Annotated in this window: 20 protein-coding genes; 6 read left to right on the plus strand and 14 right to left on the minus strand. The window is 63.2% G+C overall.

Going from position 1 to position 22,963, the window contains the following annotated elements; genetic code table 11:
- Window positions 1-55: 55 nt before the first annotated feature.
- From I5R65_RS21075 to I5R65_RS21110, 8 genes are all read right to left on the minus strand, one after another.
- Complete coding sequence (locus I5R65_RS21075) at window positions 56-1,075, minus strand: histone deacetylase family protein (RefSeq protein WP_077236616.1); 1,020 nt, start codon at window positions 1,073-1,075, stop codon at window positions 56-58.
- Window positions 1,075-2,403 carry an MFS transporter gene (locus I5R65_RS21080; RefSeq protein ID WP_180670759.1) on the minus strand — a complete coding sequence of 443 codons (1,329 nt, stop codon included), beginning with the start codon at window positions 2,401-2,403 and terminating at the stop codon, window positions 1,075-1,077. The genes I5R65_RS21075 and I5R65_RS21080 overlap by 1 nt, the downstream gene beginning before the upstream one ends.
- Before the next feature lie 260 nt (window positions 2,404-2,663).
- Entirely contained in the window at window positions 2,664-4,121 is a 1,458-nt protein-coding gene (gabD, locus tag I5R65_RS21085) for an NADP-dependent succinate-semialdehyde dehydrogenase (RefSeq protein WP_180670760.1), read from the minus strand.
- A gap of 84 nt (window positions 4,122-4,205) precedes the next feature.
- Entirely contained in the window at window positions 4,206-5,039 is an 834-nt protein-coding gene (locus I5R65_RS21090; RefSeq protein ID WP_006465263.1) for an ABC transporter permease, read from the minus strand.
- 52 nt (window positions 5,040-5,091) lie between these two features.
- On the minus strand, window positions 5,092-6,375 hold the full coding sequence (locus tag I5R65_RS21095; protein WP_180670761.1) for an ABC transporter permease: 1,284 nt from the start codon (window positions 6,373-6,375) through the stop codon (window positions 5,092-5,094).
- Between the two features lie 82 nt (window positions 6,376-6,457).
- Window positions 6,458-7,501, minus strand: coding sequence for an ABC transporter substrate-binding protein (locus tag I5R65_RS21100; protein ID WP_077236613.1), 1,044 nt, complete (start codon window positions 7,499-7,501; stop codon window positions 6,458-6,460).
- Between the two features lie 163 nt (window positions 7,502-7,664).
- The gene (locus I5R65_RS21105; protein WP_370461007.1) at window positions 7,665-8,804 is read right to left on the minus strand and encodes an ABC transporter ATP-binding protein; all 1,140 of its coding nucleotides are present in this window, start codon (window positions 8,802-8,804) and stop codon (window positions 7,665-7,667) included.
- A 97-nt stretch (window positions 8,805-8,901) separates the two neighbouring features.
- Complete coding sequence (locus I5R65_RS21110; protein ID WP_180670853.1) at window positions 8,902-10,170, minus strand: 4-aminobutyrate--2-oxoglutarate transaminase; 1,269 nt, start codon at window positions 10,168-10,170, stop codon at window positions 8,902-8,904.
- A gap of 138 nt (window positions 10,171-10,308) precedes the next feature.
- Between I5R65_RS21110 and I5R65_RS21115 the strand changes: the two genes are divergently transcribed.
- The 4 genes from I5R65_RS21115 (at window position 10,309) to I5R65_RS21130 (ending at window position 13,922) form a co-directional block, all read left to right on the plus strand.
- On the plus strand, window positions 10,309-11,877 hold the full coding sequence (locus tag I5R65_RS21115) for a PLP-dependent aminotransferase family protein (RefSeq protein WP_180670762.1): 1,569 nt from the start codon (window positions 10,309-10,311) through the stop codon (window positions 11,875-11,877).
- A gap of 172 nt (window positions 11,878-12,049) precedes the next feature.
- Window positions 12,050-13,057 (plus strand): zinc-binding alcohol dehydrogenase family protein, encoded by a 1,008-nt coding sequence (locus tag I5R65_RS21120; protein WP_180670763.1) that lies wholly within the window; start codon window positions 12,050-12,052, stop codon window positions 13,055-13,057.
- A 41-nt stretch (window positions 13,058-13,098) separates the two neighbouring features.
- On the plus strand, window positions 13,099-13,536 hold the full coding sequence (locus I5R65_RS21125; RefSeq protein ID WP_231395283.1) for a hypothetical protein: 438 nt from the start codon (window positions 13,099-13,101) through the stop codon (window positions 13,534-13,536).
- The gene (locus I5R65_RS21130; protein ID WP_180670764.1) at window positions 13,533-13,922 is read left to right on the plus strand and encodes an ArsR family transcriptional regulator; all 390 of its coding nucleotides are present in this window, start codon (window positions 13,533-13,535) and stop codon (window positions 13,920-13,922) included. Before I5R65_RS21125 ends, I5R65_RS21130 begins: the two co-directional genes overlap by 4 nt.
- Before the next feature lie 291 nt (window positions 13,923-14,213).
- Here I5R65_RS21130 and I5R65_RS21135 read toward each other — a convergent pair whose 3' ends face one another.
- Both I5R65_RS21135 and I5R65_RS21140 read right to left on the minus strand, forming a co-directional pair.
- On the minus strand, window positions 14,214-14,522 hold the full coding sequence (locus tag I5R65_RS21135) for a putative quinol monooxygenase (protein WP_180670765.1): 309 nt from the start codon (window positions 14,520-14,522) through the stop codon (window positions 14,214-14,216).
- On the minus strand, window positions 14,519-15,199 hold the full coding sequence (locus I5R65_RS21140; RefSeq protein ID WP_102663099.1) for a type 1 glutamine amidotransferase domain-containing protein: 681 nt from the start codon (window positions 15,197-15,199) through the stop codon (window positions 14,519-14,521). Before I5R65_RS21140 ends, I5R65_RS21135 begins: the two co-directional genes overlap by 4 nt.
- Before the next feature lie 134 nt (window positions 15,200-15,333).
- On the opposite strand from I5R65_RS21140, the gene I5R65_RS21145 reads away from it, so the two are divergent.
- A complete protein-coding gene (locus I5R65_RS21145; RefSeq protein ID WP_231395284.1) occupies window positions 15,334-16,245 on the plus strand; it encodes a LysR family transcriptional regulator in 912 nt (303 codons plus the stop codon).
- Between the two features lie 150 nt (window positions 16,246-16,395).
- The gene (locus I5R65_RS21150; protein WP_180670766.1) at window positions 16,396-17,718 is read left to right on the plus strand and encodes a hemolysin family protein; all 1,323 of its coding nucleotides are present in this window, start codon (window positions 16,396-16,398) and stop codon (window positions 17,716-17,718) included.
- Window positions 17,719-17,856: 138 nt separating this feature from the next.
- Here I5R65_RS21150 and I5R65_RS21155 read toward each other — a convergent pair whose 3' ends face one another.
- From I5R65_RS21155 to I5R65_RS21170, 4 genes are all read right to left on the minus strand, one after another.
- Entirely contained in the window at window positions 17,857-18,198 is a 342-nt protein-coding gene (locus I5R65_RS21155) for a helix-turn-helix domain-containing protein (RefSeq protein WP_180670767.1), read from the minus strand.
- 382 nt (window positions 18,199-18,580) lie between these two features.
- Window positions 18,581-19,078, minus strand: a complete 498-nt coding sequence (locus I5R65_RS21160; protein ID WP_180670768.1) for a hypothetical protein — start codon at window positions 19,076-19,078, stop codon at window positions 18,581-18,583.
- A 773-nt stretch (window positions 19,079-19,851) separates the two neighbouring features.
- The gene (ggt, locus tag I5R65_RS21165; RefSeq protein WP_180670769.1) at window positions 19,852-21,612 is read right to left on the minus strand and encodes a gamma-glutamyltransferase; all 1,761 of its coding nucleotides are present in this window, start codon (window positions 21,610-21,612) and stop codon (window positions 19,852-19,854) included.
- A gap of 239 nt (window positions 21,613-21,851) precedes the next feature.
- Window positions 21,852-22,937, minus strand: coding sequence for a LacI family DNA-binding transcriptional regulator (locus I5R65_RS21170; RefSeq protein WP_180670770.1), 1,086 nt, complete (start codon window positions 22,935-22,937; stop codon window positions 21,852-21,854).
- Window positions 22,938-22,963: the final 26 nt, after the last annotated feature.

Raw genomic sequence — 22,963 nt, forward strand, 5'->3', positions numbered from 1 at the left:
GTCGTGGCGCATGGGGGGCTCTGGCGTTGGGGGCTGGGGGCGCGGCAATGACGATTCAGGGATGCTCCAGTCCGGCGAAGAATCGCGCGGCATTGTCCTGCAATCCGGCAATATGGTAACCGCCTTCCTGCACCACCAGCGTGGGCAGTCCCAGCGCTCCGACTGCGCGCCCCAGCCGTTCGAAGCCGGCTGCGCTCACGCCGACCACGGCCTGGGGGTCTTTCTCGAAGATGTCGAAGCCCAGGCTCAGCACCAGCACCTCCGGCTGATACAGGGTGATGGCACGGCAGGCCTGTTGCAGCCGGTCGAAGAAGACCGCCTCCGGCGAGCCATGCGGCATGGGCAGGTTGAGGTTGTAACCCAGGCCTTCGCCCTGGCCGCGCTCTTCCTCGAAGCCGGCCACCACCGGATAGAAGTTCACCGGATCACCGTGGATGGAGACATACATCACGTCACGCCGGGCATAGAAGATTTCCTGGATGCCCTGGCCATGGTGCATGTCGGTATCGAGCACCAGCACCCGCCGATGACGTTCGCTCAGCATCTGCGCGGCGATGGCGGCATTGTTGAGATAGCAGAAGCCACCGGCCGCATCGCGCCGCGCATGGTGGCCGGGTGGGCGGCACAGCGCATAGGCACGCCGCTCACCGGCCAGCAGCGCCTGCGCGCCGGCGATGGCGCATTGCGCCGACCAGTAGGCGGCATGCCAGGTCTGCGGCCCCACCGGGCAGCTGCCATCGGCCAGGTAACGCGCCGCCTTGGCCAGCACGCCGCGCAGGGGATTGGGTTCGCGCACGAAGATGTTGGAGACCACTTCATCGCCCCAGTCGTCGGGCAAGGCCATCCATTGCGCATGGGCCTCCTGCAGGAATTGCAGATAATCCAGCGCATGCACCGCACCGATGGCGGCCGCCCCGGCATCCGGTGGTGCCTGCACGGCAAAGCCCAGGCGGGTGGCCAGCGCGGCCAGTTCGTCCAGCCGTTGCGGTACCTCCTGCGGCACGCGCATCTTGCCGCGCGAGTAATAGCTCTGGGGGTGATGCAGTTTCTGGTCGGGATGGTAGAAGGTCTTCATCAGCCCTCCTGCGCCTGCAGACCGCGTTCCGGGGCGGCATGGTGCGCATGGCCCAGGCGCTGCACGCACAGCAGCGACAGCAGCGAGATACCGGAGAACAGCAGGGCCAGCGGCCACCACTGGCCCTGGAATTTTTCCGCGAGGACGGTGCCCAGCAAGGGCGTCAGCCCGCCGAAGATGGCGCCCGAAATCTGATAGGCCATGGAAATGCCGGTGTAGCGGATGCGGGTCGGGAAGGCCTCGCTGACGAAGCCGGCGATGACCGCATAGTAGGCGCCGATGAAGAGCACCGCGATCGCCACGCCCAGTGTCACGCTGCCCAGCGAACCCTGGTCCACCAGCGAGAACATGGCATAGGGCGAGACCACCGACAGCGCCGACATCGCCACCAGGAAGCGATGATTGCCGACGCCGCGTGCCAGGTGCGCCGCCAGTGGCGTGATGAAGAACTGCATCACCGACACCACCAGCAAGCCATTCAACACCAGCGCCCGCTGCAGGTGCAGGTATTGCGTGGTGTACACCAGCATGAAGGTATTGGTGAAGTAGAAGCCGGCGATGCCCAGCACATTGGCACCGATGGCCAGCATCAGCAGGCCGGGCGCGCCCCGCAATACCTCGGTCAGCGGTGCACGCTCGGCGCGGGCGGCGGGTGCCTTGGCGCGGCGCTGCTGTTCGGCCAGGAAGTCCGGTGACTCCTGCACCGACAGCCGGATCGCGAATCCCACCGCCAGCAGCAAGGCGCTCACCAGGAAGGGAACGCGCCAGCCCCAGTCGAGGAAGACCGCATTGTCCTGGCTGCTGACCAGCTTGAACATGAGCGTGGCCAGGATCAGCCCGGCGGGGCTGCCCAGTTGCGCGAACGAGGCCAGGAAGGTGCGCCGGCTGCGATCCGGCGAATGTTCGGCCGCCATCAGCACGGCCCCGCCCCATTCGCCCCCGACTGCGATGCCCTGGATCAGTCGCAGGACCACCAGTGCCACCGGCGCCCAGATGCCGATGCTGGCATAGGTCGGCAGCAGCCCGATCAGGATCGTCACCGAGCCCATCATCAACAGCGTGATCACCAGCGATTTCTTGCGACCGACGCGGTCACCGATGTAGCCGAATATCGCCCCGCCCAGCGGTCGCGCCAGGAAGCCGACGGCGAAGGTACCAAAGGAAGCCAGCGTGCCGTAGAAACCATTGGTGGTCGGGAAGAACAGCTTGCCGAACACCAGGGCCGAGGCCATGGCGTAGATGTAGAAGTCATACCATTCGATCATGGTGCCGACGAAGGCGGCCAATGAGGCGCGAACCGGCTGGTGCCGGGGTGGGGCGGTGTGCATGGTCCAGTCTCCCGTGGTGGGTGTTGAGGTAAGGGGAACTGGAGTTATACGATTGCCGCGCTCATAAGAAAAATTAGCTTTTTGAATCTTTCACATTCGGTTTTCTTATGCGATAAATGCGTGCAACGGGCTGCGCCGTGCTTGTGCGCCTGCGCCATCATGGACAACGCCGCACGGCTGTTTGCACAGCGGTGCGGCGTTTTCAAGAGTCGGTGCGATGCCTGGTCAGGCGGGTTGCTTTCCTGCGGCGGTGGCTGGTGTCAGATTCCCCCCATGCACAGATACTTCACCACCAGATAATCATCGATCCCATAGTGCGACCCTTCGCGGCCCAGACCGGATTGCTTGACGCCGCCGAAGGGGGCGACCTCATTGGAGATGAGCCCGGTATTGATGCCCACCATGCCCGATTCCAGGCCTTCGGCGACGCGCCAGATGCGGCCGATGTCGCGTGAATAGAAATAGCTGGCCAGGCCGAATTCGGTGTCGTTGGCCAGGGCCACGGCTTCGTCATCGGTCTTGAAGCGGAACAGCGGGGCCATGGGGCCGAAGGTCTCTTCGCGCGCAACCTGCATGGCCGGGGTGACGTCGGCCAGCACGGTGGGTTCGAAGAAGCCATGGCCCAGCGTGTGGCGCTTGCCGCCCAGCAGCACGCGGGCGCCCTTGGCGACGGCGTCGGCGACGTGCTGTTCGACCTTCTTGACGGCCTGTTCGTTGATCAGCGGGCCCTGGTTCACGCCATTCTCCATGCCGTCGCCGACCTTCAGCTTCCTGACCGCTTCCACCAGCTTGGCAGCGAAGGCGTCGTACACGCCGTCTTGCACGTAGATGCGGTTGGCGCACACACAGGTCTGGCCGGCATTGCGGTACTTGGAGGCGATGGCGCCCTCGACGGCGGCATCCAGGTCGGCATCGTCGAAGACGATGAAGGGGGCATTGCCGCCCAGTTCCAGCGAAAGCTTCTTGATGCTCGATGCGCTCTGCTGCATCAGCAGCTTGCCCACGCCGGTGGAGCCGGTGAAGCTGATCTTGCGCACGATGGGGTTGGAAGTCATTTCGCCGCCGATCTCCTTGGCCGCACCGGTGACGACGCTGAACACGCCGGCCGGCACGCCGGCGCGCTCGGCCAGGACCGCCAGCGCCAGGGCCGAGAAGGGAGTGGCTTCGGCCGGCTTCAAGACCATCGGGCAGCCGGCCGCCAGTGCCGGGCCGGCCTTGCGGGTGATCATTGCCGCCGGGAAGTTCCACGGCGTAATCGCCGCGCATACGCCGATGGCTTCCTTGACCACGACGATACGGCTGTTCGGGGAAGGCGAGGGGATGGTGTCGCCGTAGGTGCGCTTGCCTTCTTCGGCAAACCATTCGATGAAGGAGGCGGCATAGCCGATTTCGCCCCGTGCCTCGGCCAGCGGCTTGCCTTGCTCGGCGGTCATGATCAGGGCCAGGTCGTCGGCGTTGGCCATCATCAGCTCATACCAGCGGCGCAGGATGACGCTGCGCTCCTTGGCGGTCTTCTTCTTCCAGGCCGGCCAGGCAGCGTTGGCGGCCTCGATGGCGCGGCGCGTCTCGGTTGCGCCCATCATCGGCACATGGCCCAGCAGGACGCCGTTGGCGGGGTTGTGGACGTCCAGGCTGACGCCGCTGTCGGCGTCGCACCAGGCGCCATTGACATAGGCTTGCTGGCGCAGCAGGGAAGGATCTTTGAGTTGTTGCAACATGTCAGGTCTCCGTTGGGTTTCTAGAACGCATCTCACGACGATTCATGAAATGGGTTCCATGTGGGTATCCGGAAGGACGCAGCGTCAGAAGCGGGCTGCGGCCTTGTTGCGCCCGCGCAGCCATTCCAGGGCCAGCAGCAGGCAGGTCGAAAACAGGATCAGGATCGTCGCCAGCGCGGCGATGGTCGGGCTGATGTTGTCCTTGATGCCGGCAAACATCTGGCGCGGCAGCGTGGCCTGCTCGGGGCCGGCCACGAACAGGGTAAGAACCACTTCATCGAAGGAAGTTGCAAAGGCGAACAGGGCGCCCGAGATCAGGCCCGGCGCGATCACCGGCAGGGTGATGCGGAAGAAGGTGCGCAAGGGGCTGGCGCCCAGGCTCAGGCTGGCGCGTACCAGGTTGTGGTTGAAGCCCTGCAGGGTCGCCAGCACGGTGGTCACCACGAAGGGCGCGCCCAGTGCGGCGTGCGCCAGGATCAGGCCGAGATAGCTGTCGGCCAGGCCGATGCGGGCAAAGAAGAGGTACACGCCCACGCCCACCACCACCACCGGCACGATCATGGGCGAAATCAGGATCGCCATCAGGATGCCCTTGCCCCGGAAGTCGGCCTTGTTCAGCCCGACTGCAGCCAGCGTGCCCAGCACGGTGGCGATGACGGTGGCGGCCGGGGCGACGATGAAGCTGTTCCTGGCGGCGCGGATCCAGTCGTCCGAGGTGAACAGGTTCTCATACCAGCGCAGCGAGAACCCCTTGATGGGATACATCAGGAAGCTGCTGTCGGAAAACGACAGCGGGATCATCACCAGAATGGGCAGCACCAGGAACAGCAGCACCAGCAGGTTGAAGCTGCGCGAGGCAAAGTACCAGACCCGTTCGACGAGCGAGGTATAGGGTGGAAAGAGAGGCGGTTTGTTCATGGCGGTTTCCCTTGATTCATCGATGGCAGCGCGGCAGTCGGTCGGTGCAGGCTCATCCGATGCCGACGTCCACCTTGGCGAAGCGGCGATAGACGCTGTACAGCACCAGGGTTGCGGCCAGCAGCAGGGCGCCCAGCGCGCAGGCCATGCCCCAGTTGATGGTGGTATTGATGAAGTAGGCGATGAAGTAGCTCACCATCTGTTCGTTGGGGCCGCCCAGCAGGGCCGGGGTGATGTAGTAGCCACCGGCCATGATGAACACCAGCAGCACGCCCGCGCCCACGCCCGGATAGGTCTGCGGCACATAGACGCGCCAGAACGCGGCAAAGGGATGGCTACCCAGCGACACGGCCGCCTTCAGGTAGGTCGGTGGCACCGACTTCATGACGCTGTAGAGCGGCAGGATCATGAAGGGCAGGAGGATGTGGGTCATCGAGATATACACGCCGACCCGGTTGAACACCAGTTCCAGCGGCGACTGCGTCAGGCCGGCCAGCATCAGGGCCTTGTTGACCAGGCCTTCCGATTGCAGCAGCACGATCCAGGCCGCCACGCGCACCAGGATCGAGGTCCAGAAGGGGATCAGCACCAGGATCATCAGCAGGTTGGCGCGGCGTTCCGACATGGTGGACAGCCAGTAGGCCAGCGGATAGGCCAGCAGCAGCGTGATCAGGGTGACCACCGCACTCATCCACAAGGTGCGGCCGAAGATGGTGCGGTAGATGGCGGTCTCCGGGCTGGCGGCTTCGATGTCGCCGAAGACGTTCTGGCGCAGGTCCAGCGAGGCCAGCAGGTAGTAGGGTGAATAGACCGAGCCGTTCTGGGCGATCACGCGCCAGATGTCGGGTTGGCCCCAGAGCGGATTGAGGGCGATGATGGCCTCGCGCGCGGCGGCAGGGGCCAGCGGCTTGCCGTCGGCGTCGCGCAGCGGCATGGCGCGGGTGGTGCCCATCACCAGCGAGCGCGAGCCGGCGATTTCGATATTGAGACGGCGCGCCAGGTTGCCGGCGGTGGTCTCTTCCTTGGCGCGGGCCAGGTCCTCAGCCAGGGCGGCATACGCCTGGTCGGGCAGGGCGGCCTTGCGGTCCCAGCGTGACAGTACGGCCACCGTCTGCGGAAGGGTAGCGGCGACTTCGGGATTTTCCACGGCGCGCTGCAGCAGCGCCACGATGGGGGCCACGAAGGTCAGCAGCAGGAAGATCGCCAGCGGGGCGATCAGTGCCAGTGCGCCCAGTCGCTTGCGGGTCTGGGCGGCGTGCAGTTCGCGCTTGAGTTGCTGCGGGTCGGGTTCGGCCAGGGGCATGGCGGCGGCGGTGCGGGTGGCGATGGTGGTCATGTCTCGGTAATCCGTGGGCAGCAGGGAACAAGGTCATGGCCCCGCCGATGCGACGGGGCCATGACCGGTGCGGCTGACTGGCTTACTTCGCGATCCAGGCGGCGAAGCGTTGTTCCAGCTCTTCGCCGTGGTCGGTCCAGAACTGCAGGCTCAGTTGCACGGCGTCCTTGGCATTGGCCGGCGAGGTCGGCAGGTTGCCCAGGGTCTTGGCATCCAGCAGCTTCAGGGCACCCTTGTTGACGGGGCCGTAGGCGATGTTGTTGGCATAGACCTTCTGGTTCTCGGGCTGGCTGGCGAAGCTGATGAACTTCTCGGCCAGGGCCTTGTTCGGCGAACCCTTGGGGATCACCCAGTAATCCAGGGTATAGACGCTGCCGGTCCAGACCACCTTGAGGTTCTTGCCTTCGCGCTGGGCGGCATCGATGCGGCCGTTGTAGGCGTTGGCCATGACCACGTCACCCGAGGCCAGGAACTGTGCCGGCAGGGCGCCCGCATCCCACCACTGGATGTTGGGTTTCAACTGGTCCAGCTTCTTGAAGGCGCGGTCCACGCCTTCCTTGGTGGCCAGCACCTTGTAGACGTCCTTGGTCGGCACGCCGTCGGCCATCAGGGCGAACTCCAGGTTGTACTGGGCGCTCTTCTTCATGCCACGCTTGCCGGGGTATTTCTTGGTGTCCCAGAAATCGGCCCAGCCGGTCGGCGCGGTCTTGAGCTTGTCGGCGTTGTAGGCCAGCACGGTGGACCAGACGAAGGCGCCCATGCCGCATTCGCTGACGGTGGCTTCGGGGATGTAGTCGTCCTTCTTGATGGTCTTGGCCAGGTCCAGTTTTTCGATCAGGCCATCGTCACAGGCGCGGTTCAGGTCACCGCCATCGATTTCCACCACGTCCCAGCTGACCTTCTTGGTTTCGACCATGGCCTTGACCTTGGCCAGTTCACCGTTGAATTCGGCAGTCACGACCTTGGTGCCGGTGCTCTTCTGGAAGGGTTCGACGTAGGCGACCTTCTGCGCGTTGCCATTGGCGCCGCCGAAGTTGACCAGGGTCAGTTCAGCGGCAGAGGCCGCGCCGGAAAGCAGCAGGCCCAGGGCGAGCGGGGACAGCAGGGCAGGTGTCAGGCGTTTCATTGTTGTTCCTCGTTGGTTATCGTGCTTGTTGACTGTGTGACGTTGTTGCGCTGGATCGGACTTCATGGGCAATCTGCGTTGCCTGGAAAACTAACAAATGGAACTGCAACATCAAGGTACGGCGAAACAAAAAACTAAGTAAACGGGAAGGAATCGGGGCAAATCAGAGGAAGCAGCGCAGGCGATCCTGCGCGATATGCAGCACCACGCTGCTGCCCTCGGTCAATCCGGCCAGTGCCGGGTCGGACAGCGAGAGCTTGACGAAGCAATCTTCCTGCCCCGTGACGGTGCAGCGCACGCGCACGTGATCGCCAAAGTAGATCAGGCCGCCGATGGTGGCGCGCAGGCTGTTGGGTTCGCTGCTGCCACCGGCGGCCAGGCGGATGCGTTCGGGCCGCACGCAGGCGGTGACGGCCTGGCCGGCGTGGGCGCGGTGGACGTTGAGACCGGTCAGCACGGAGCCATCGGCAAGGCGCACGGTACAGTGCTCGCCCTGCACCGATTCCACGCTGCCCTGGAGGCGGTTGTTGTCGCCGATGAAGTTGGCCACGAACTGGTTGTCGGGATATTCGTAGAGTTCGGTCACCGGGGCCAGTTGCTGGATCACGCCCTGGTCGAAGACGGCCACGCGGTCCGACATGGTGAGGGCTTCGCTCTGGTCGTGGGTGACATAGACGAAGGTCACGCCCAGGCGCTTGTGCAGGGCCTTCAGTTCCAGTTGCATGTGTTCGCGCAGCTGCTTGTCGAGCGCGCCCAGCGGTTCGTCCATCAACACCAGTTGCGGATCGAACACCAGCGTGCGCGCCAGCGCCACGCGCTGCTGCTGGCCGCCCGAGAGCTGGGTCGGATAGCGGTCGCCGAATTTCCCCATCTGCACCATGTCCAGCGCCTGCTTGACCTTGGCTTCGCGGGTGGCGCGATCCATCTTGCGCACCGACAGCGGATAGGCCACGTTCTGGGCGATGGTCATGTGCGGGAACAGCGCATAGTTCTGGAACACCATGCCGATGTTGCGCTTGTGGGGTGGCACGCGGTTGAGCAACTGGCCATCGAGGCGGATCTCGCCGCCGGTGGGAAACTCGAACCCCGCCAACATCATCAGGCAGGTGGTCTTGCCCGAACCCGAGGGGCCGAGCAGGGTCAGGAATTCGCCACGGCGAATCTCCAGGTCCAGGCTCTTGACGATCAGGTTCTCGCCGTCATAGGTCTTCTTCACGCCACAGAACTGCACCAGCACATCGCTGTTGCCGTCGGCCGTGGGCTGTTGCTGGGGTGCCTGCTTCATTGCATAAGCTGCCATCATCGATCCTCTCTCTACGCGGGGGCCGGATTCGTCGCCCGGCCCGTCTACCCTGTTACTGATCTGCTACTGATTCAGCAGCTGCCCTGCAATGCAAATCTCAGGCCAGCTTGATGGCTGCGGCCAGGATGCCCAGCGCTTCGTCCATGACGGCATCGGGAATCGTCAGCGGGAACAGGAAGCGGATCACGTTGCCGTAGCTGCCGCAGGTCAGCAGCAGCAGGCCATGGTCCAGGGCGTGCTGTTGCACCTTCTTCGTGTAGTCCGCATCCGGCTTGCCGGTGGCCGGGTCGGCGAACTCCACGGCCACCATGGCACCCACGCCGCGCACTTCGGCAATCTGCGGCACGGCCGAACGCAGCTCCTTGAGATGCGCCTGCAGTTTGTCGCCCAGGCGGGCGCCACGGGCCACCAGCTTTTCTTCCTGCATCACGTCCAGCACCGCCAGCGCCGAGGCCACCGCCAAGGGATTGCCGGCATAGGTGCCGCCCAGGCCACCGGGGGCGGGCGCATCCATGATCTCGGCGCGACCATTGACGGCCGACAGCGGCATGCCACCGGCCAGGCTCTTGGCCATAGTCATCAAATCGGGCAGCACATCGTAATGTTCCATCGCAAAGAGTTTACCGGTGCGGCCATAGCCGGACTGCACTTCGTCGGCGATCAGCAGGATGCCGTGCTCGTCGCAGAGGGCGCGCAGGCCGCGCATGAAGTCGGCCGGGGCGGCGTAGAAGCCGCCTTCGCCCTGCACCGGCTCCAGGATGATGGCGGCCACGCGGCGCGCTTCGATGTCGCTCTTGAAGAGGCCCTTGACGGCCTCCAGCGCGTCTTCGGTGCTGATGCCGTGCAGCGCGCTGGGGTAGGGGGCGTGGTAGACGTCGCCCGGGAAGGGGCCGAAGCCCAGCTTGTAGGGAGCGACCTTGCCGGTCAGCGCCATGCCCATCATGGTCCGGCCGTGGAAGCCGCCGGCAAAGGCGATCACGCCGGGACGGCCGGTATGGGCGCGGGCGATCTTGATGGCGTTTTCCACCGCCTCGGCGCCGGTGGAGAAGAAGGCGGTCTTCTTCGGGTAGTCACCCGGCGTCACGGCGTTGATGCGCTCGGCCAGTTCCACGTAGCTGGCGTAGGGCACGATCTGGTAGGCGGTGTGGGTGAACTTCTCCATCTGGGCGCGCATGGCGTCCAGCAGCTTCGGATGACGGTGGCCGGTGTTGAGCACGGCGATGCCGGCGGCGAAATCGATGAAGCGGCGGCCCTCGACATCCCACAATTCGGCGTTGACGGCACGCTCGGCGTAGAAGTCGCACATCACGCCCACGCCGCGCGGGGTGGCGGCGTTCTTTCGTTGTTGCAGTTCCTGGTTGGTCACCTGGGTGGTCATTGCTTGCTCCGTTCTTGCTGCGTTGAGTGGCGCCGGCACGGCGCGGAAATTGCTGAGTCGGGAAACAATATAAAACCCAAGTGGCACTGTAATATAGAGCCAATTTCAAATATCTGATGGTGCCACTTGAAACTCGCCTCCTTGTCCGACTATCTGCTGCTGCGCATCAACCGACTTCCGTCCAAGGTCGGTCCGGGCAAGGGGCGTGCCGCTGCCGCTCGGGAAAGCACTGCAACGAAAAGCTCCCGGACGGGCAAGACCGGGGCCGCCGCGCCGGTGAATCGGCAGATCTACCAGTTGATCCGCGAAGCCATTCTGGCCCACACCTTGCCGGCCGGCATGCAATTGCCGTCCTCGCGCGACCTCGCCACGGAGCTGGGGACCTCGCGCAATACCGTGACCTATGCCTATGAGCAGTTGCTGGCCGAGGGGTATCTGGAAAGCCGCACCGGCGCCGGTACCTTCGTGGCCGACACGGCGCCGGACCAGATGCCCGATGCGGTGGAGCGCAAGGAGCCGCTGACGGACCCCTCCGGCAAGTCCGAACTGTCGGCGCGGGGTGCGTTGCTGACGCGCCAGGCCGGTGTCGGCGAGCGGCATTGGGGCGCCTTCATGCCGGGTGTGCCGGATGTCACCTGCGTGCCTTACAAGATCTGGGGACGGCTGCAGAACAAGCACTGGCGCCGCTCCAATTCCGACCTGCTGACCTATGGCCCCGGCGCCGGTTATGCGGGCTTGCGCGAGCAGATCGCCGAATACCTGCGCGTGGCGCGCTCGGTCAATTGCACGGCCTCGCAGGTGTTGATCACCACCGGCATCCACCAATCGATCGACATCGTGGTCAAGCTGCTGGGCGAGCATGGCGATACCGCCTGGGTCGAAGACCCCTGCTACTGGGGCACACGCAGCGTGCTCAATTCGCTGGGCATCCAGTCGGTCCCCATCGCGGTGGACCAGGAAGGCATGCGCATGCGCCTGGCCAACCTGCGCCGGCCACCCCGCTTCATCTGCACCACGCCTTCGCACCAGTATCCGCTGGGCATGGTGATGAGCCTGTCGCGGCGGCGCATGCTGCTGGAATACGCCGCCACCCACAAGGTGTGGATCATCGAGGATGACTACGACAGCGAATTCCGCTACGGCGGCCGGCCGCTGGCTTCGCTGCAGGGCATGGATACGCAGGACCGTGTCCTCTACATGGGGACCTTCAGCAAGATCATGTTCCCGGGCTTGCGCATCGGTTTCCTGGTGGTGCCGGAATCGCTGGCGCGCGCCTTCGCCACCGGCATCGCCGAGTTGTACCGCAACGGCCAGGTGTTCCTGCAGGCGACGCTGGCCGACTTCATGGCCGAGGGGCATTTTGCTTCGCACATCCGCAAGATGCGGGTGCTCTACGCGGAACGGCTGCAGTTGCTGCAACAGGCCATCAATCGCCACTTCGGCGAAAAGATGACCATCACCGGCGGCGAGGCCGGCCTGCATCTGGTGCTGGGTCTGCCGCAGGAGTGCGACGACGTGCTCATCTGCGAACAGGCCCTGGCCGCCGGCATCGTGGTGCGACCGCTGTCGCGCTACTACATGCATGCCCGTGGCGCACGACGTGGACTGCTGCTGGGCTATGCCAGCGTGCCCAATGACGAGATCGCCCGGGCCTTCGACAAGCTGGCTGCGGTGATCAAGCCGCATCTGGCATGAGCCGCCTGAAGCAAGGGATTGCGGGCGATTTTCGCGTCTGCGATGAAAGTCTTTCGCGGGGCAGGTTCTGGCGGGCGCGTGCTTGCGGACCTAAGATGGTGTCCAAGCAAGGCAGGCAGATACAAGCCTCCAGCCTGATGCAACCCTCATGTTCCACAGAAAAGGATTTCCCATGAAAGCCATCGTCTACCGGCAGCACGGCCTGCCCATCAGCAACCCCGAGTCCCTGATCGATACCACCCTGCCTGAGCCCACACCGGGCGAGCGCGACCTGCTGGTCGAGGTCAAGGCGATCTCGGTCAATCCGGTCGATACCAAGGTGCGCGCCGGCTCGCCCGTCAAGGAGCCGCGCGTACTGGGCTGGGACGCCTCGGGCGTGGTGCGCGCCGTGGGATCGGCGGTAACGCTGTTCCAGCCTGGCGATGAAGTGTTCTATGCCGGCGCCATCACCCGGCCCGGGTCCAACAGCGAGCTGCACGTGGTGGACGAGCGCATCGTTGGCCGCAAGCCCGCCAGCCTGGGCCACGCCGACGCGGCAGCCATTCCGCTGACGGCCATCACGGCCTGGGAACTGCTGTTCGACCGCGTGGCCGTGCCGGAAGGCGGCGGCCAGGGACGCAGCCTGCTCATCATCGGTGCTGCCGGGGGCGTCGGCTCCATGCTGACCCAACTGGCCCGCCGCCTGACGCAACTGACCGTCATCGGCACTGCGTCGCGCCCGGAGACCGTGCAATGGGTGCAGGAGCTGGGTGCGCACCACGTGATCGACCATAGCCAGCCGCTCAAGCCGCAACTGGACAAGATCGGCATCCCCGAGGTCGATATCGTCATCAGCCTGACCCACACCGACCAGCACTTTGCGCAGATCGTCGAGGTGCTGGCGCCGCAGGGCCAACTGGCCCTGATCGACGACCCGGCCACGCTGGATGTGGTACCGCTCAAGCGCAAGAGCATTTCGCTGCACTGGGAGTTGATGTTTACGCGCTCCATGTTCCAGACAGCCGACATGATCCGCCAGCACGAGCTCCTCCAACGTGTGGCGCAACTGATCGACGAGGGTGTGCTGCGCACCACCACGGGAGAGCATTTCGGCAGCATCAATGCCGAGAATCTGCGCCGTGCACATGCTCTGATCGAGACCAATCGGGCGCGGGGCAAGGTGGTGCTGGAAGGATTTTGAGGAGGCGTGCAATCAAGCGCTAGAGGCCAGCGGTATTCCATGTGAATGGATATATTTCCCCCCGCGATATAAATCTGTTCGCTATTTTCATCGGACTTGCCTCCAATTTGATGGCAGGGTTGAAATGGGATATCATGGCTGATAAAACGAAAGTTAGAACAAAAAACCGGCGTTATGCTCCGGATGGCGTAAATATTCCTCGAAAGCTTGGCGGGGGAAAGCTGAAAGAATTAGTGATACAGGACGAGCACGGAAAGCTTGTTCATTACTCACTGGCTTATATCAATCCGCTGATTTATGCGGGCGATAATGGACGAGTGTTGGGATATGACAATTCACATGGAAGTCCGCATAAACATTACCTTGGGAATATCACGCCGGAGCCACACCTGTCATGGCAGAAAATTCGCGAAAAGTTCGAAAACGAGTGGAGAGAAATAGCCCTGGCGTTTGTTAATGAAGAGGAGTTGCCAACATGAAAAAGCCCAAAGAGAAGAAAATCAAATTGAGTGATTTTGATATCTTTAACGAGCGGGCCGCTCAAGGGCGCGAAGTTGCCCGGGCCATTGATGAAGAGACCGCCATTCCCTTCTCGACGACGATTACCGCGCACAGCTTCGAAGAGTTTCTGTCCGTGCTGAGTCCGAAACGATATGAGTTGCTGAAGCTTTCCCGAAGTGGAAAGAAATCCATCACCGAGTTGGCAAAGGATGCCAATCGCGACCCCAGTGCGGTCTCCAAAGATATTGCGAAGTTGATGGCAAGTGGCTTTGTAACGGTGGTTGAGCAAAGCAATGCCGGACATGGCATCAAGAAGATCGTCCGCCCGGCGGCAGAAAATATAGAAATCCGTGCAGCGCTGTAGAGTCATCTACGAAGAGATAAGAGATACATTTTTGGTCCGTCGAGTCACCCCGCATCCCACTCCAAGCAAGAATGGCGAGGTGAAAATGGGCGCTGCCCAGCGGGGGATGTCTGGGTACTGGATATTGTTATTTTGATAGAAAAGCCGGTTCTCCCGCCGATCCATGGTAAATCACCGGGTCCGGACCGGCTCATTGCGTCCGGGCCCTTTGTGAAGTCCGCTGAGGCGTTGCGTAACGTATTGACGCCTGAGCCGGCAGGGGAGGGCGATCAGCCTCCCCCTGCCTGGCGCTCATGCCGGCGTGCAGGCACGCAGCAGGTCCACCTTGCGATAGGCCAGCAGCGGCAACACCTGGCCGGTGACCAGCAACTGGTAGTGCGCCGACTGCTTGTGCTTTTCCAGGGCGGCGGCGTCGCGGTAGCGTTCTACCAGCAACACCGCTTCCGGCCCTGCTGGCGAGCGATAGATTTCATAGCCCAGGCAACCCGGCTCGGCCAATGAGCGCTCGCGCATTTCCTCGGCCAGGGCCAGTACCTCGGCCATGGCATTGGGCGCCGGCTGCCAGCGTGCCAGCACGGTGATGGCGTCGGCGGCGTTCATGCTGCCTCCGCAGTCAGTGCCTGCACGACGGCGGCGGCCATGCCGGCGCCGGAGGCCGGGTTCTGGCCCGTGATAAGCCGGCCATCGACCACCACCTGGGCTTGCCAGGGTGCGGTCGACGTGTGTTCGGCACCTTCGGCACGCAGGGCGTCTTCCAGCTGGAAGGGGACGTCGGCCTGGGCGTAGTTGGCTTCTTCTTCGTTGGAGAAGGACGTCAGCTTGCGACCGCGCAGCAAAGGCGTGCCATCCCCCAGCGTCACCCCCAGGAACGCCGCCGGCCCGTGGCAGACGGCCGAGACGATCTTGCCCGCATCCCAGGCGCGGGCGATGGCGCGCTTGACCTCGGGATCGACCGCGATATCCACCATCGGACCCAGGCCGCCCGGGAAGAAGATGGCGTCATAGTCCAGCACATCCACCTCGGACAGCTTGCGGCTGCGTGCCATGCGACGGATCGCCAGGCTGTTGCGGAAAGCCAGCTGCGCCGGGTCGTTGGCGTCGTAGCCATCTTCCGGCGGGGTGCCGCCCAGGGGCGAGGCGAACTCGACGGCGATGCCAGCCTGCTCGAACACCTCGACGGGATGCGCCACTTCCGGGAAGAAGTAGCCGGTGGCGCGCGAATTGGGACCGATGGTCGCGCTATTTGTCAAAATAAAGAGGACAGTCTTCATGCTCATGATAAAGCTCCTTATAGTCGGATGGTTGGCTAGATGCCGCATCGCTGCGGTTGATCAAACTATAGGGAAGAGCTGGTTGTTGCGGTAGAGTCTGATATGCTGACGCAATGTCAAACTGATTGATACAATTCTCCATGCCTGATGACGCCCCCATCCTCGACGAACTGCGTGCCATGGCCGTGTTTGCCACGGTGGTGCGCGCCGGCAGCTTTGCCGCCGGTGCGCGTGCACTGGGCCTGACACGGGCGGTCGTCAGCCACCACATACGGGCGCTGGAGACCCGGCTGGGCGTGCCGCTGGCCCAGCGCAGCACACGCAGCTTCAGCCTGACGCCGGCCGGGGAGGCTTTCCGGGTGCATTGCGAGCGCCTGCTGGACGAGGCCCACGACGGCATTCGCGGCATGGAACTGCTGCGTGCCGAGCCCGGCGGCGAGGTGCGCATCACCTGTTCGCATCATTTCGGCAACAAGCGCATCCTGCCGGCGTTGCTGGAGTTTCGTCGTCGTTACCCTTCCGTGCGCCTGCACGTGGCGATGAACGACAGCAATGTCGATCTCGTGCAGCAGGGGATGGAGTTGGCCGTGCGCGCCGGTCCGCTGGCCGATTCCAGCCTGGTGGCACGCCGTCTGGTCAAGGAGCCCACCATGCTCTGCGCGGCGCCCGCCTACCTGCGGCGCTATCGGGCGCCGACCAGCGTGGAGGAGCTGGCCCAGCACCGCTGGGTGGTCTACCCGCCCAATCAGAAAACCCTGTCCCTGCAGCAGGGCGAGCGGGAGATCCAGGTCCCCATCCGGGGGGACGTGATCACCGACAGCGCCGCCTCGCGCCTGGCCTTCGTGCTGGCCGGTGAGGGCCTGGCCAGGCTGCCGGCCTATGACGCCGCGACCCTGCTGGCTTCGGGCGAACTGGTGCGGGTGCTACCGCAGGTGCAGACCGCGCCACTGGAAATCTATCTGGTCCACGCCCAGCGCGTGGGGCCGAGTGCACGACTGCTGCGGGATTTCCTGTTGCAGGCGGGGCAGGAGATGATGGCTTCGCCAACGTGACGAAGGGGTTTGCCCGCGCCAGTCGGCTGATGCGTGCGATATTGTTATTTTGATATCAAAACCGGTTCGCCCGCCGACCCATGGTAAATTACCGGGTCCGGACCGGCTCATTGCGTCCGGGTCCTTTGACAACCCCGATAGGAACCCTCGTTGGAAAACATATTACTGATCGTCGCAGCCTTCTTCCTGGTTGCGTTGAACGGTTTTTTCGTCGCTGCAGAATTCAGTCTGGTCAAGTTGCGTCAAACGCGCATCCGGGCCATCGCAAAAACACAAGGCGTGCGCGGCCGTATCCTGGCCGTGGTCCACAACCAGCTGGACGCCTATCTCTCCGCCTGCCAACTTGGTATCACCCTGGCCTCGCTGGGCCTGGGCTGGATCGGTGAACCGGCCTTCGCCCGGCTGCTGGAACCGCTCTTCTCCCTGATCGGCGTGACCAATCAGGAACTGATCCACGGCATCTCGTTCGTCTTCGCCTTCTTCGTCATTTCCTTCCTGCACATCGTGGCCGGCGAACTGGCCCCCAAGTCCATGGCCATCCGCAGCCCGGAAAAGCTGGGCCTGCTGTGCGCGGTGCCGCTGTACGGCTTCTACTGGGGCATGTATCCGCTGATCTGGGTGCTCAACGCCAGCTCCAACTGGCTGCTGCGCGTGGCCGGTCTGGGTGCCGGGCACGGGCATGATGCGCATTATTCCTCGGATGAACTCAAGCTGATCCTGCGCGCCGGTGGCAAGAGCGGCAAGAGCGGCACCTTCACCCGCGACGAATGGAACATGCTGGCCCAGAGCCTGAACTTCGCCGAACTGGACGTGGCCGACATCATGCGCCCCGCCAGCGAAATCGTGGCCCTGGGCGACGACAAGACCCAGGAAGAAAACCTGGACATCATCTACCGCAACCGCTATTCGCGTTATCCCTACTTCGATTCCGAGCGCCGACAGGTGCTGGGCCTGGTCCACCTGAAGGACGTGTTCCTGGCACAGCAGGATGGTCGCGCCATCGGCAATCTCAAGGATTACCTGCGCCCGGTGCAGTTCATCTCGCCCGCCTTGCCGGCGCTGGACCTGCTGCGCCGCTTCCGCACCGGCATGCCGCACTTTGCCATCATCGGCAAGAAGGGCCAGTCGCCGCAGGGCTTCATCACCCTGGACAACATGCTCAGCCTGCTGGTGGGCGAGATCCGCGACGAGTTCCGCCACAACACCGGCGAATGGACCCGCCAGGACGACGGCACCCTGCTGGGCAAGGGCAGCCTGCCCATCGTCACGCTGGAGAACATGCTGGGCATCGACATCGAGTACGACGACAGCATCGACTCGGTCGGCGGCCTGGTGATGGAGAAATTGGGTGACCTGCCCAAGGAAGGCCAGAAGATCGCGTTCCCCGCCTTTGATGTGGTCATCAAGCGCATGTCGGGACCGAAGATCGTGCTGGTGAAGGTCTATCCGAAGATGGTGGAAGTGCGCGAATAAATCGTCGCCTCCGGGACCGGACTGCGCCGGTCCATGAACAAGGAGTGCCGTTCAGTGTTGTGCTGAACGGCATTTTCGTTTCAAGATCGGGAAAGCGCATCGATAGCGCCCGTGCAGCGGCGCTGGCTGCGCGACGCGTTATCCCGATGCGTTCGCGGTGAAGCTCGCGGTTTGCAACAATATCGCGCGCGCCGGGACATCGGCGTGTTGAAACTGCCTGATGAGCTTATTCACCTCCTGCTCCAGCAGGGTCGTGGCGACGTAATTTTCCTCGCCACTGAGCAAGCAATTGATATCGATGCCGAACTGCTCGCGCATGCCACGCAGTAGTTTGGCACCGGGTATGCAGTGGCCGCGTTCGATCTGGCAGATGTGGTTGGGCGCAGTGTCCAGCGCCAAGGCGAGCTGGCGCTGACTGATGCCCAGGCGCAGGCGAACGGCTTTGAGCCGTTGCCCTAGGGATGCTCTGTATGGACTCATGCCTTGCTCCGGGTGAATGGGGTGGCCTTGTTGTCGCTGTCACTGGCTTCGTTGAGGATGCGCAGATAGGCAGTGGCAATGCTCTTGAGGTCGGATGGCCGGGCGACGTCTGGCTCAGAATATCGCCCTTTTCGTCATAGGCCGTAATGTGCGTGTTCGAGATGGTACCCAGCGCGATGCCGCCCTTGATGACGGCCGGGGCTGGATCGACAGTGCCGGCGGCTGCAGTACCGTTGCCAGCGCCTGCGCCGCCGCTACCAGCGTTAGCACTGCTACCGCCGCCGCTACTGCTGCCAGCACTTGCGGCACCGCCGCCACCGCCGGCTGCAACCAGCAGCGCCAGCACGCCGGCTGCGACAGGCCACTGCGCGCCCCAGTTTTTTCATGCTGGGAGTTGATTTCTGCTTCCACGATCTGCTTTTTGATGATCGGCTGCCTTGATGGGGGAAAAGCTGGGTTGTTCGGTGTTGCCATCGCAGCCGCGGGTGTCGGGGGCGGCACTCGGGTCAGGTTCGCCGGGTTCGACGAGCACCGGCTTGTCGCCGTCTTCTTCTTCATCCTCGCAAGCCTTTTTGTTGCGGGTGTTGTTCTTGTTGTAGCGCGTGATTGCCTTGGGTCTGACGGTGAGATTGGCTCCGGGCGAGAGGTCGATCTTGTCTTTCTGCTGGAAGACGCTGGCCAGCGTCAACTGGCCGTCGGAAAATTGCAGCGCCATCTCCGGCGAACCCATGGCATCGATCGCGCCGTTGTTGATGATGGTGCGGTCGCCATTGACCAGGATCAGCATCAGGTCGACATCGAGTGCGCGTTCATCCTTGATGGAGATTTTTTTGAGATAAGTACCAGCGTCGGAGTGATGCTTGAGGACGGTGGTGGTCATGTCGAAACTCCCTAAAATGAATGAATCGAAGATGGAGTGGCCGGACAGGCCAGTTCATTGCGCCTGGCTTCGCACGTGGGCCTCTGGCGAGAGTCAACTCCCGGGTGAGGCAGCGCGCTCGCACAAGCGTGATGGCGCTGCGTGAGTCTGATGCGGATCAGTATCAATCTGGATGAAATCAGCGACAAACGGCAGCCATAATGATGGTCTTGCCCGATTCTGATAAGGGGGGGATGTGTCAAAAGAGGAGGAATTCAGAACATTAACTAAAGACGACTATTCTGAATTCGATTTTCCTCTCAAATTAATATTGGGTATTAGGTAGAAGAAACTCGGGTGCGGACAGAGGCCATTGCCATGAATTGCCGAAAACGCTCTATAGGTCGGCGTTCTGCCTGTTCTTGTCGGGGGGATGGCGAGACAGCTTGTTTCTCTGGAATAAAATCTGGTCAGATTTGAGGGAAATCGTAGGGAGAGCTAAAAACTAACTTTTTCTTCCTTTGCGAAAACTCAGAATGATAGGAAGAAAGATGACCAGTCGTTGCGCCAACTTCTATGAAAATTCACATTCCATGCTGGAGTTCATGACGCGAAACTGTTCGCCATCGCCACGGTCAGCACGGACGAAAAAAAACCGGTTCCTGAAAAAATCAGGAACCGGTTTTGCTTTCTGCTTTCTGCTTTCTCCGACTCGCTCGGGTCGTCAGGCGTGGGTCGTTGCTTCATCCCGTTGCAGGGCAGGGTGAAGCCCTGTCATCCACAGGCCCGTCACTTCAGAACCCCAACGTACGCCCATCCGGGTTACGCGGGTCCGAGAAGCCATCGAAACCATCCTGGCGGATCTGGATGGTCTGCGTGCGCCCCATGGAGGGCTGCACGCTGATCTTCTGGCCCTTGTCCTGCAGGATCTTCAGGGTATCGGCCGAGAGCCCCTTTTCCACGCGTAGCTGGTCCGGCGCCCACTGGTGGTGGATGCGCGGGGTGATGGTGGCTTCGGCCACGTTCATGTCATGGTCGATCACGTTGAGGATGGTCTGCATCGTGGTCGTGATGATGCGGCTGCCACCCGGGCTGCCGGTGACCAGGAAGGGCTTGCCGTCCTTCAGCACGAAGGTGGGCGACATCGACGACAGCGGTCGCTTGTAGGGCCCCACCGCGTTGGCATCCCCGCCAATCAGGCCGAAGGCATTGGGCACGCCCGGTTTGGCGGCGAAGTCGTCCATCTCGTTGTTCAAGGTGATGCCGGTGCCGGTGGCGACGATGCCGCTGCCGAAGTTCAGGTTCAGGGTATAGGTGGTCGCCACCAGGTTGCCATCCTTGTCGGCCACCGAGTAATGGGTGGTCTGGTCGCTTTCATACGGCTGCGGCTGGCCCGGCTTGATCTCGCTGGATGGGGTGGCGCGGTCCGGGTTGATCTTCTTGGCCAGTTCATCGGCGTAGGCGCGCGAGGTCAGGCCCTTGACGGGGACCTTGGTGAAGTCGGGGTCACCCAGGTATTCCGAGCGGTCGGCGTAGGCCAGCTTCATGGCTTCGGCCATCAGGTGGATGGTCTGGGCACTGTCGGCGCCGTATTGCTTGAGCGGGTAGCGTTCCAGGATGTTCATCATCTGGATGATGTGCACCCCGCCGGAGCTTGGCGGCGGCATCGACATCACCTGGTAGCCGCGATAGTTGCCCGACACCGGCACGCGTTCCACCACCTTGTAGTTGCGCAGGTCGTCGGCGCTGATGAGGCCGCCGTGCTTGTCCATCTCGGCCACGATCTTGCTGGCGATGGCGCCGTCATAGAAGGCCTTGGGGCCCTCCTTGGCGATCAGGCGCAGCGACTTGGCCAGGTCTTTCTGGACCAGCATTTCGCCTTCCTTGAGCGGACGGCCTTCCTTGAAGAAGATGGCCTTGGACGAATCCCACTGGCCCAGGTGCTCACGCTCGGCAGCCAGGATCAGCGCCAGGCTGCGGCTGACCGGATAGCCCTTCTCGGCCAGTTCGACCGCCGGCTGGATGACCTGCGACAGCTTCATCGTGCCGTACTTGGAGAGCGCATGCGACAGGCCCGCCACCGTACCCGGTACGCCGACGGCCAGGTGGGTATAGAGCGAGCGGCCGGGGACGACGTTGCCCTTGTCGTCCAGGTACATGTTGCGGGTGGCACGCTGCGGTGCCATCTCGCGGAAGTCCAGAGCCACGTTCTTGCCGGTCTTGGCATCGTGGATCATCATGAAACCGCCGCCACCGATGTTGCCCGCATTGGGCAGCACCACCGCCAGCGCGAAGCCGACCGCCACACCCGCGTCGACGGCATTGCCGCCTTTCTTGAGGATGTCCACGCCGACCTTGGTGGCCAGTTCCTGTTCGGTGGCGACCATGCCGTGCTGGCTATGGACCGGGCTGATGATGTCGTAGGTCAGGTCGTACTTGACCACGGGAGCCGCTGGCGGTGCTGTCTGGGCGCTGGCCGGCAGGAAGGCCAGTGCGCCGCACAAGGGCAGCAGGGCCATGGCGGCGGGTTTGCAAAGACCGGTGAATGTTTGCATGAGGGATGCTCCTGGTGATCTGGACTTGGGGATGTGCATATTATTTATAGAGATGTCCTCCATGCCGTGGCATGGGCTACTGCATGGACGACATCGGGAGATTGTAGAGAAAGACAGTTCTCTGTCCAGAGCTACCAGCCGGCGGCGGATGGATTATTGGCGGGGATTCGTCCACGGATGTGGGGGATGGCCGTGGATGCTGCGATGGTCGATAGCCCGGGCTGCCGAGCTACGGAGATTCAGGTGCTCTCACGCACCGCCAGTTCAAAGCCCAGGTCCAGGCGGCCCTTGGCGATGTCCTCCCCCTTGAGCTGGCGTACCAGCATCTCCGCCGATTTGTAGCCGATGTCATAGCGCGGCGTCACCACCGTGGTGATGGAAGGGGTAGCACAGGCGGCCCAGGACAGATCGTTGAAGCCGGCAATGGCCATTTGAGCCGGCACACTGATGCCCTGGCGCTGGCATTCGAAGAGCGCACCCAGGGCCAGGTCGTCGTTGCAGCAGAAGACCGAGTCGCAGTCCGGATGCTGCTCCAGCACCCGGCGCAGCAATTGCGCACCCATGTCCACCGTGGTCGGTTCCGGCAGCAGGACTTCGATGTCGGGGACGATGCCAGCCTCCAGCAAGCCTTTGCGGAAGCCCTCGCGGCGCTTCATCATGCGCGGGTCAAGCTGGGCCGCCAGGAAGGCCGGGCGCCGATAGCCACGCTCCACCAGGTGCCGCGCCACCGCGTGCCCGGCACGGGTCTGCGAGAACCCTACCGAAAAGTCATGCTGGCTGCGCCCCAGGTCGAACATGCGTACGGCGGGGATGTCGCGGCTGCCCGGGCGCTTGTTCAGGATTTCATGCTGCTCGCTGCTGGAGAGCAGGAAACCGGCCGGCGCATGGGCCAGGTAGGTGGAGATGAGTTGTTCTTCCTTGTCCCGTACATAGCCGGTCTCGCCGATGAGGAACTGATAGCCGGCCCCGGCCAGGTAGTCACGGATGCCCGATAGCGTCTCGATGAAGACAGCATTGGTCAGCGACGGGACCAGTACCGCGATCACCTGCGAGCGTGCCGAGGCCAGCGTCGAGGCGGCCTGGTTGGGCAGGTAGCCGAGCCGGGCGATGGCCTCCAGGATGCGCTGGCGCGACTGCTCCTGCACCAGCGCTGGTGTCTTCAGCGCGCGCGACACCGTCATCGCACTGACCCCGGCCTCGGCCGCCACGTCGATGATGGTGACGCGGCCGGTGGCGCGGCTGCCACGGACGACTGGCGCGGTGGCCGACGTGCCGGCGGCGGACTTCGGCTTGGGTCTGGATTTGGGTGCTGCGCGCTGGGACATTGGCGGATCGGGGAGGGCGGTCATTT

It is taken from the genome of Herbaspirillum sp. AP02 (assembly GCF_015767275.1).
Taxonomy (GTDB): Bacteria; Pseudomonadota; Gammaproteobacteria; order Burkholderiales; family Burkholderiaceae_D; genus Herbaspirillum.

Bases quoted from the DNA above. Each gene is read 5' to 3' on its own strand.
- I5R65_RS21090 (WP_006465263.1), bottom strand. From the start codon at position 5,039: ATGAACAAACCGCCTCTCTTTCCACCCTATACCTCGCTCGTCGAACGG.
- I5R65_RS21080 (WP_180670759.1), bottom strand. From the start codon at position 2,403: ATGCACACCGCCCCACCCCGGCACCAGCCGGTTCGCGCCTCATTGGCC.
- gabD (WP_180670760.1), bottom strand. From the start codon at position 4,121: ATGTTGCAACAACTCAAAGATCCTTCCCTGCTGCGCCAGCAAGCCTAT.
- I5R65_RS21155 (WP_180670767.1), bottom strand. From the start codon at position 18,198: ATGAGTCCATACAGAGCATCCCTAGGGCAACGGCTCAAAGCCGTTCGC.
- I5R65_RS21105 (WP_370461007.1), bottom strand. From the start codon at position 8,804: ATGATGGCAGCTTATGCAATGAAGCAGGCACCCCAGCAACAGCCCACG.
- I5R65_RS21135 (WP_180670765.1), bottom strand. From the start codon at position 14,522: ATGAACGCCGCCGACGCCATCACCGTGCTGGCACGCTGGCAGCCGGCG.
- I5R65_RS21075 (WP_077236616.1), bottom strand. From the start codon at position 1,075: ATGAAGACCTTCTACCATCCCGACCAGAAACTGCATCACCCCCAGAGC.
- I5R65_RS21160 (WP_180670768.1), bottom strand. From the start codon at position 19,078: ATGACCACCACCGTCCTCAAGCATCACTCCGACGCTGGTACTTATCTC.
- I5R65_RS21130 (WP_180670764.1), top strand. From the start codon at position 13,533: ATGAAAAAGCCCAAAGAGAAGAAAATCAAATTGAGTGATTTTGATATC.
- I5R65_RS21095 (WP_180670761.1), bottom strand. From the start codon at position 6,375: ATGACCACCATCGCCACCCGCACCGCCGCCGCCATGCCCCTGGCCGAA.
- I5R65_RS21140 (WP_102663099.1), bottom strand. From the start codon at position 15,199: ATGAGCATGAAGACTGTCCTCTTTATTTTGACAAATAGCGCGACCATC.
- I5R65_RS21100 (WP_077236613.1), bottom strand. From the start codon at position 7,501: ATGAAACGCCTGACACCTGCCCTGCTGTCCCCGCTCGCCCTGGGCCTG.
- ggt (WP_180670769.1), bottom strand. From the start codon at position 21,612: ATGCAAACATTCACCGGTCTTTGCAAACCCGCCGCCATGGCCCTGCTG.
- I5R65_RS21120 (WP_180670763.1), top strand. From the start codon at position 12,050: ATGAAAGCCATCGTCTACCGGCAGCACGGCCTGCCCATCAGCAACCCC.
- I5R65_RS21170 (WP_180670770.1), bottom strand. From the start codon at position 22,937: ATGTCCCAGCGCGCAGCACCCAAATCCAGACCCAAGCCGAAGTCCGCC.
- I5R65_RS21145 (WP_231395284.1), top strand. From the start codon at position 15,334: ATGCCTGATGACGCCCCCATCCTCGACGAACTGCGTGCCATGGCCGTG.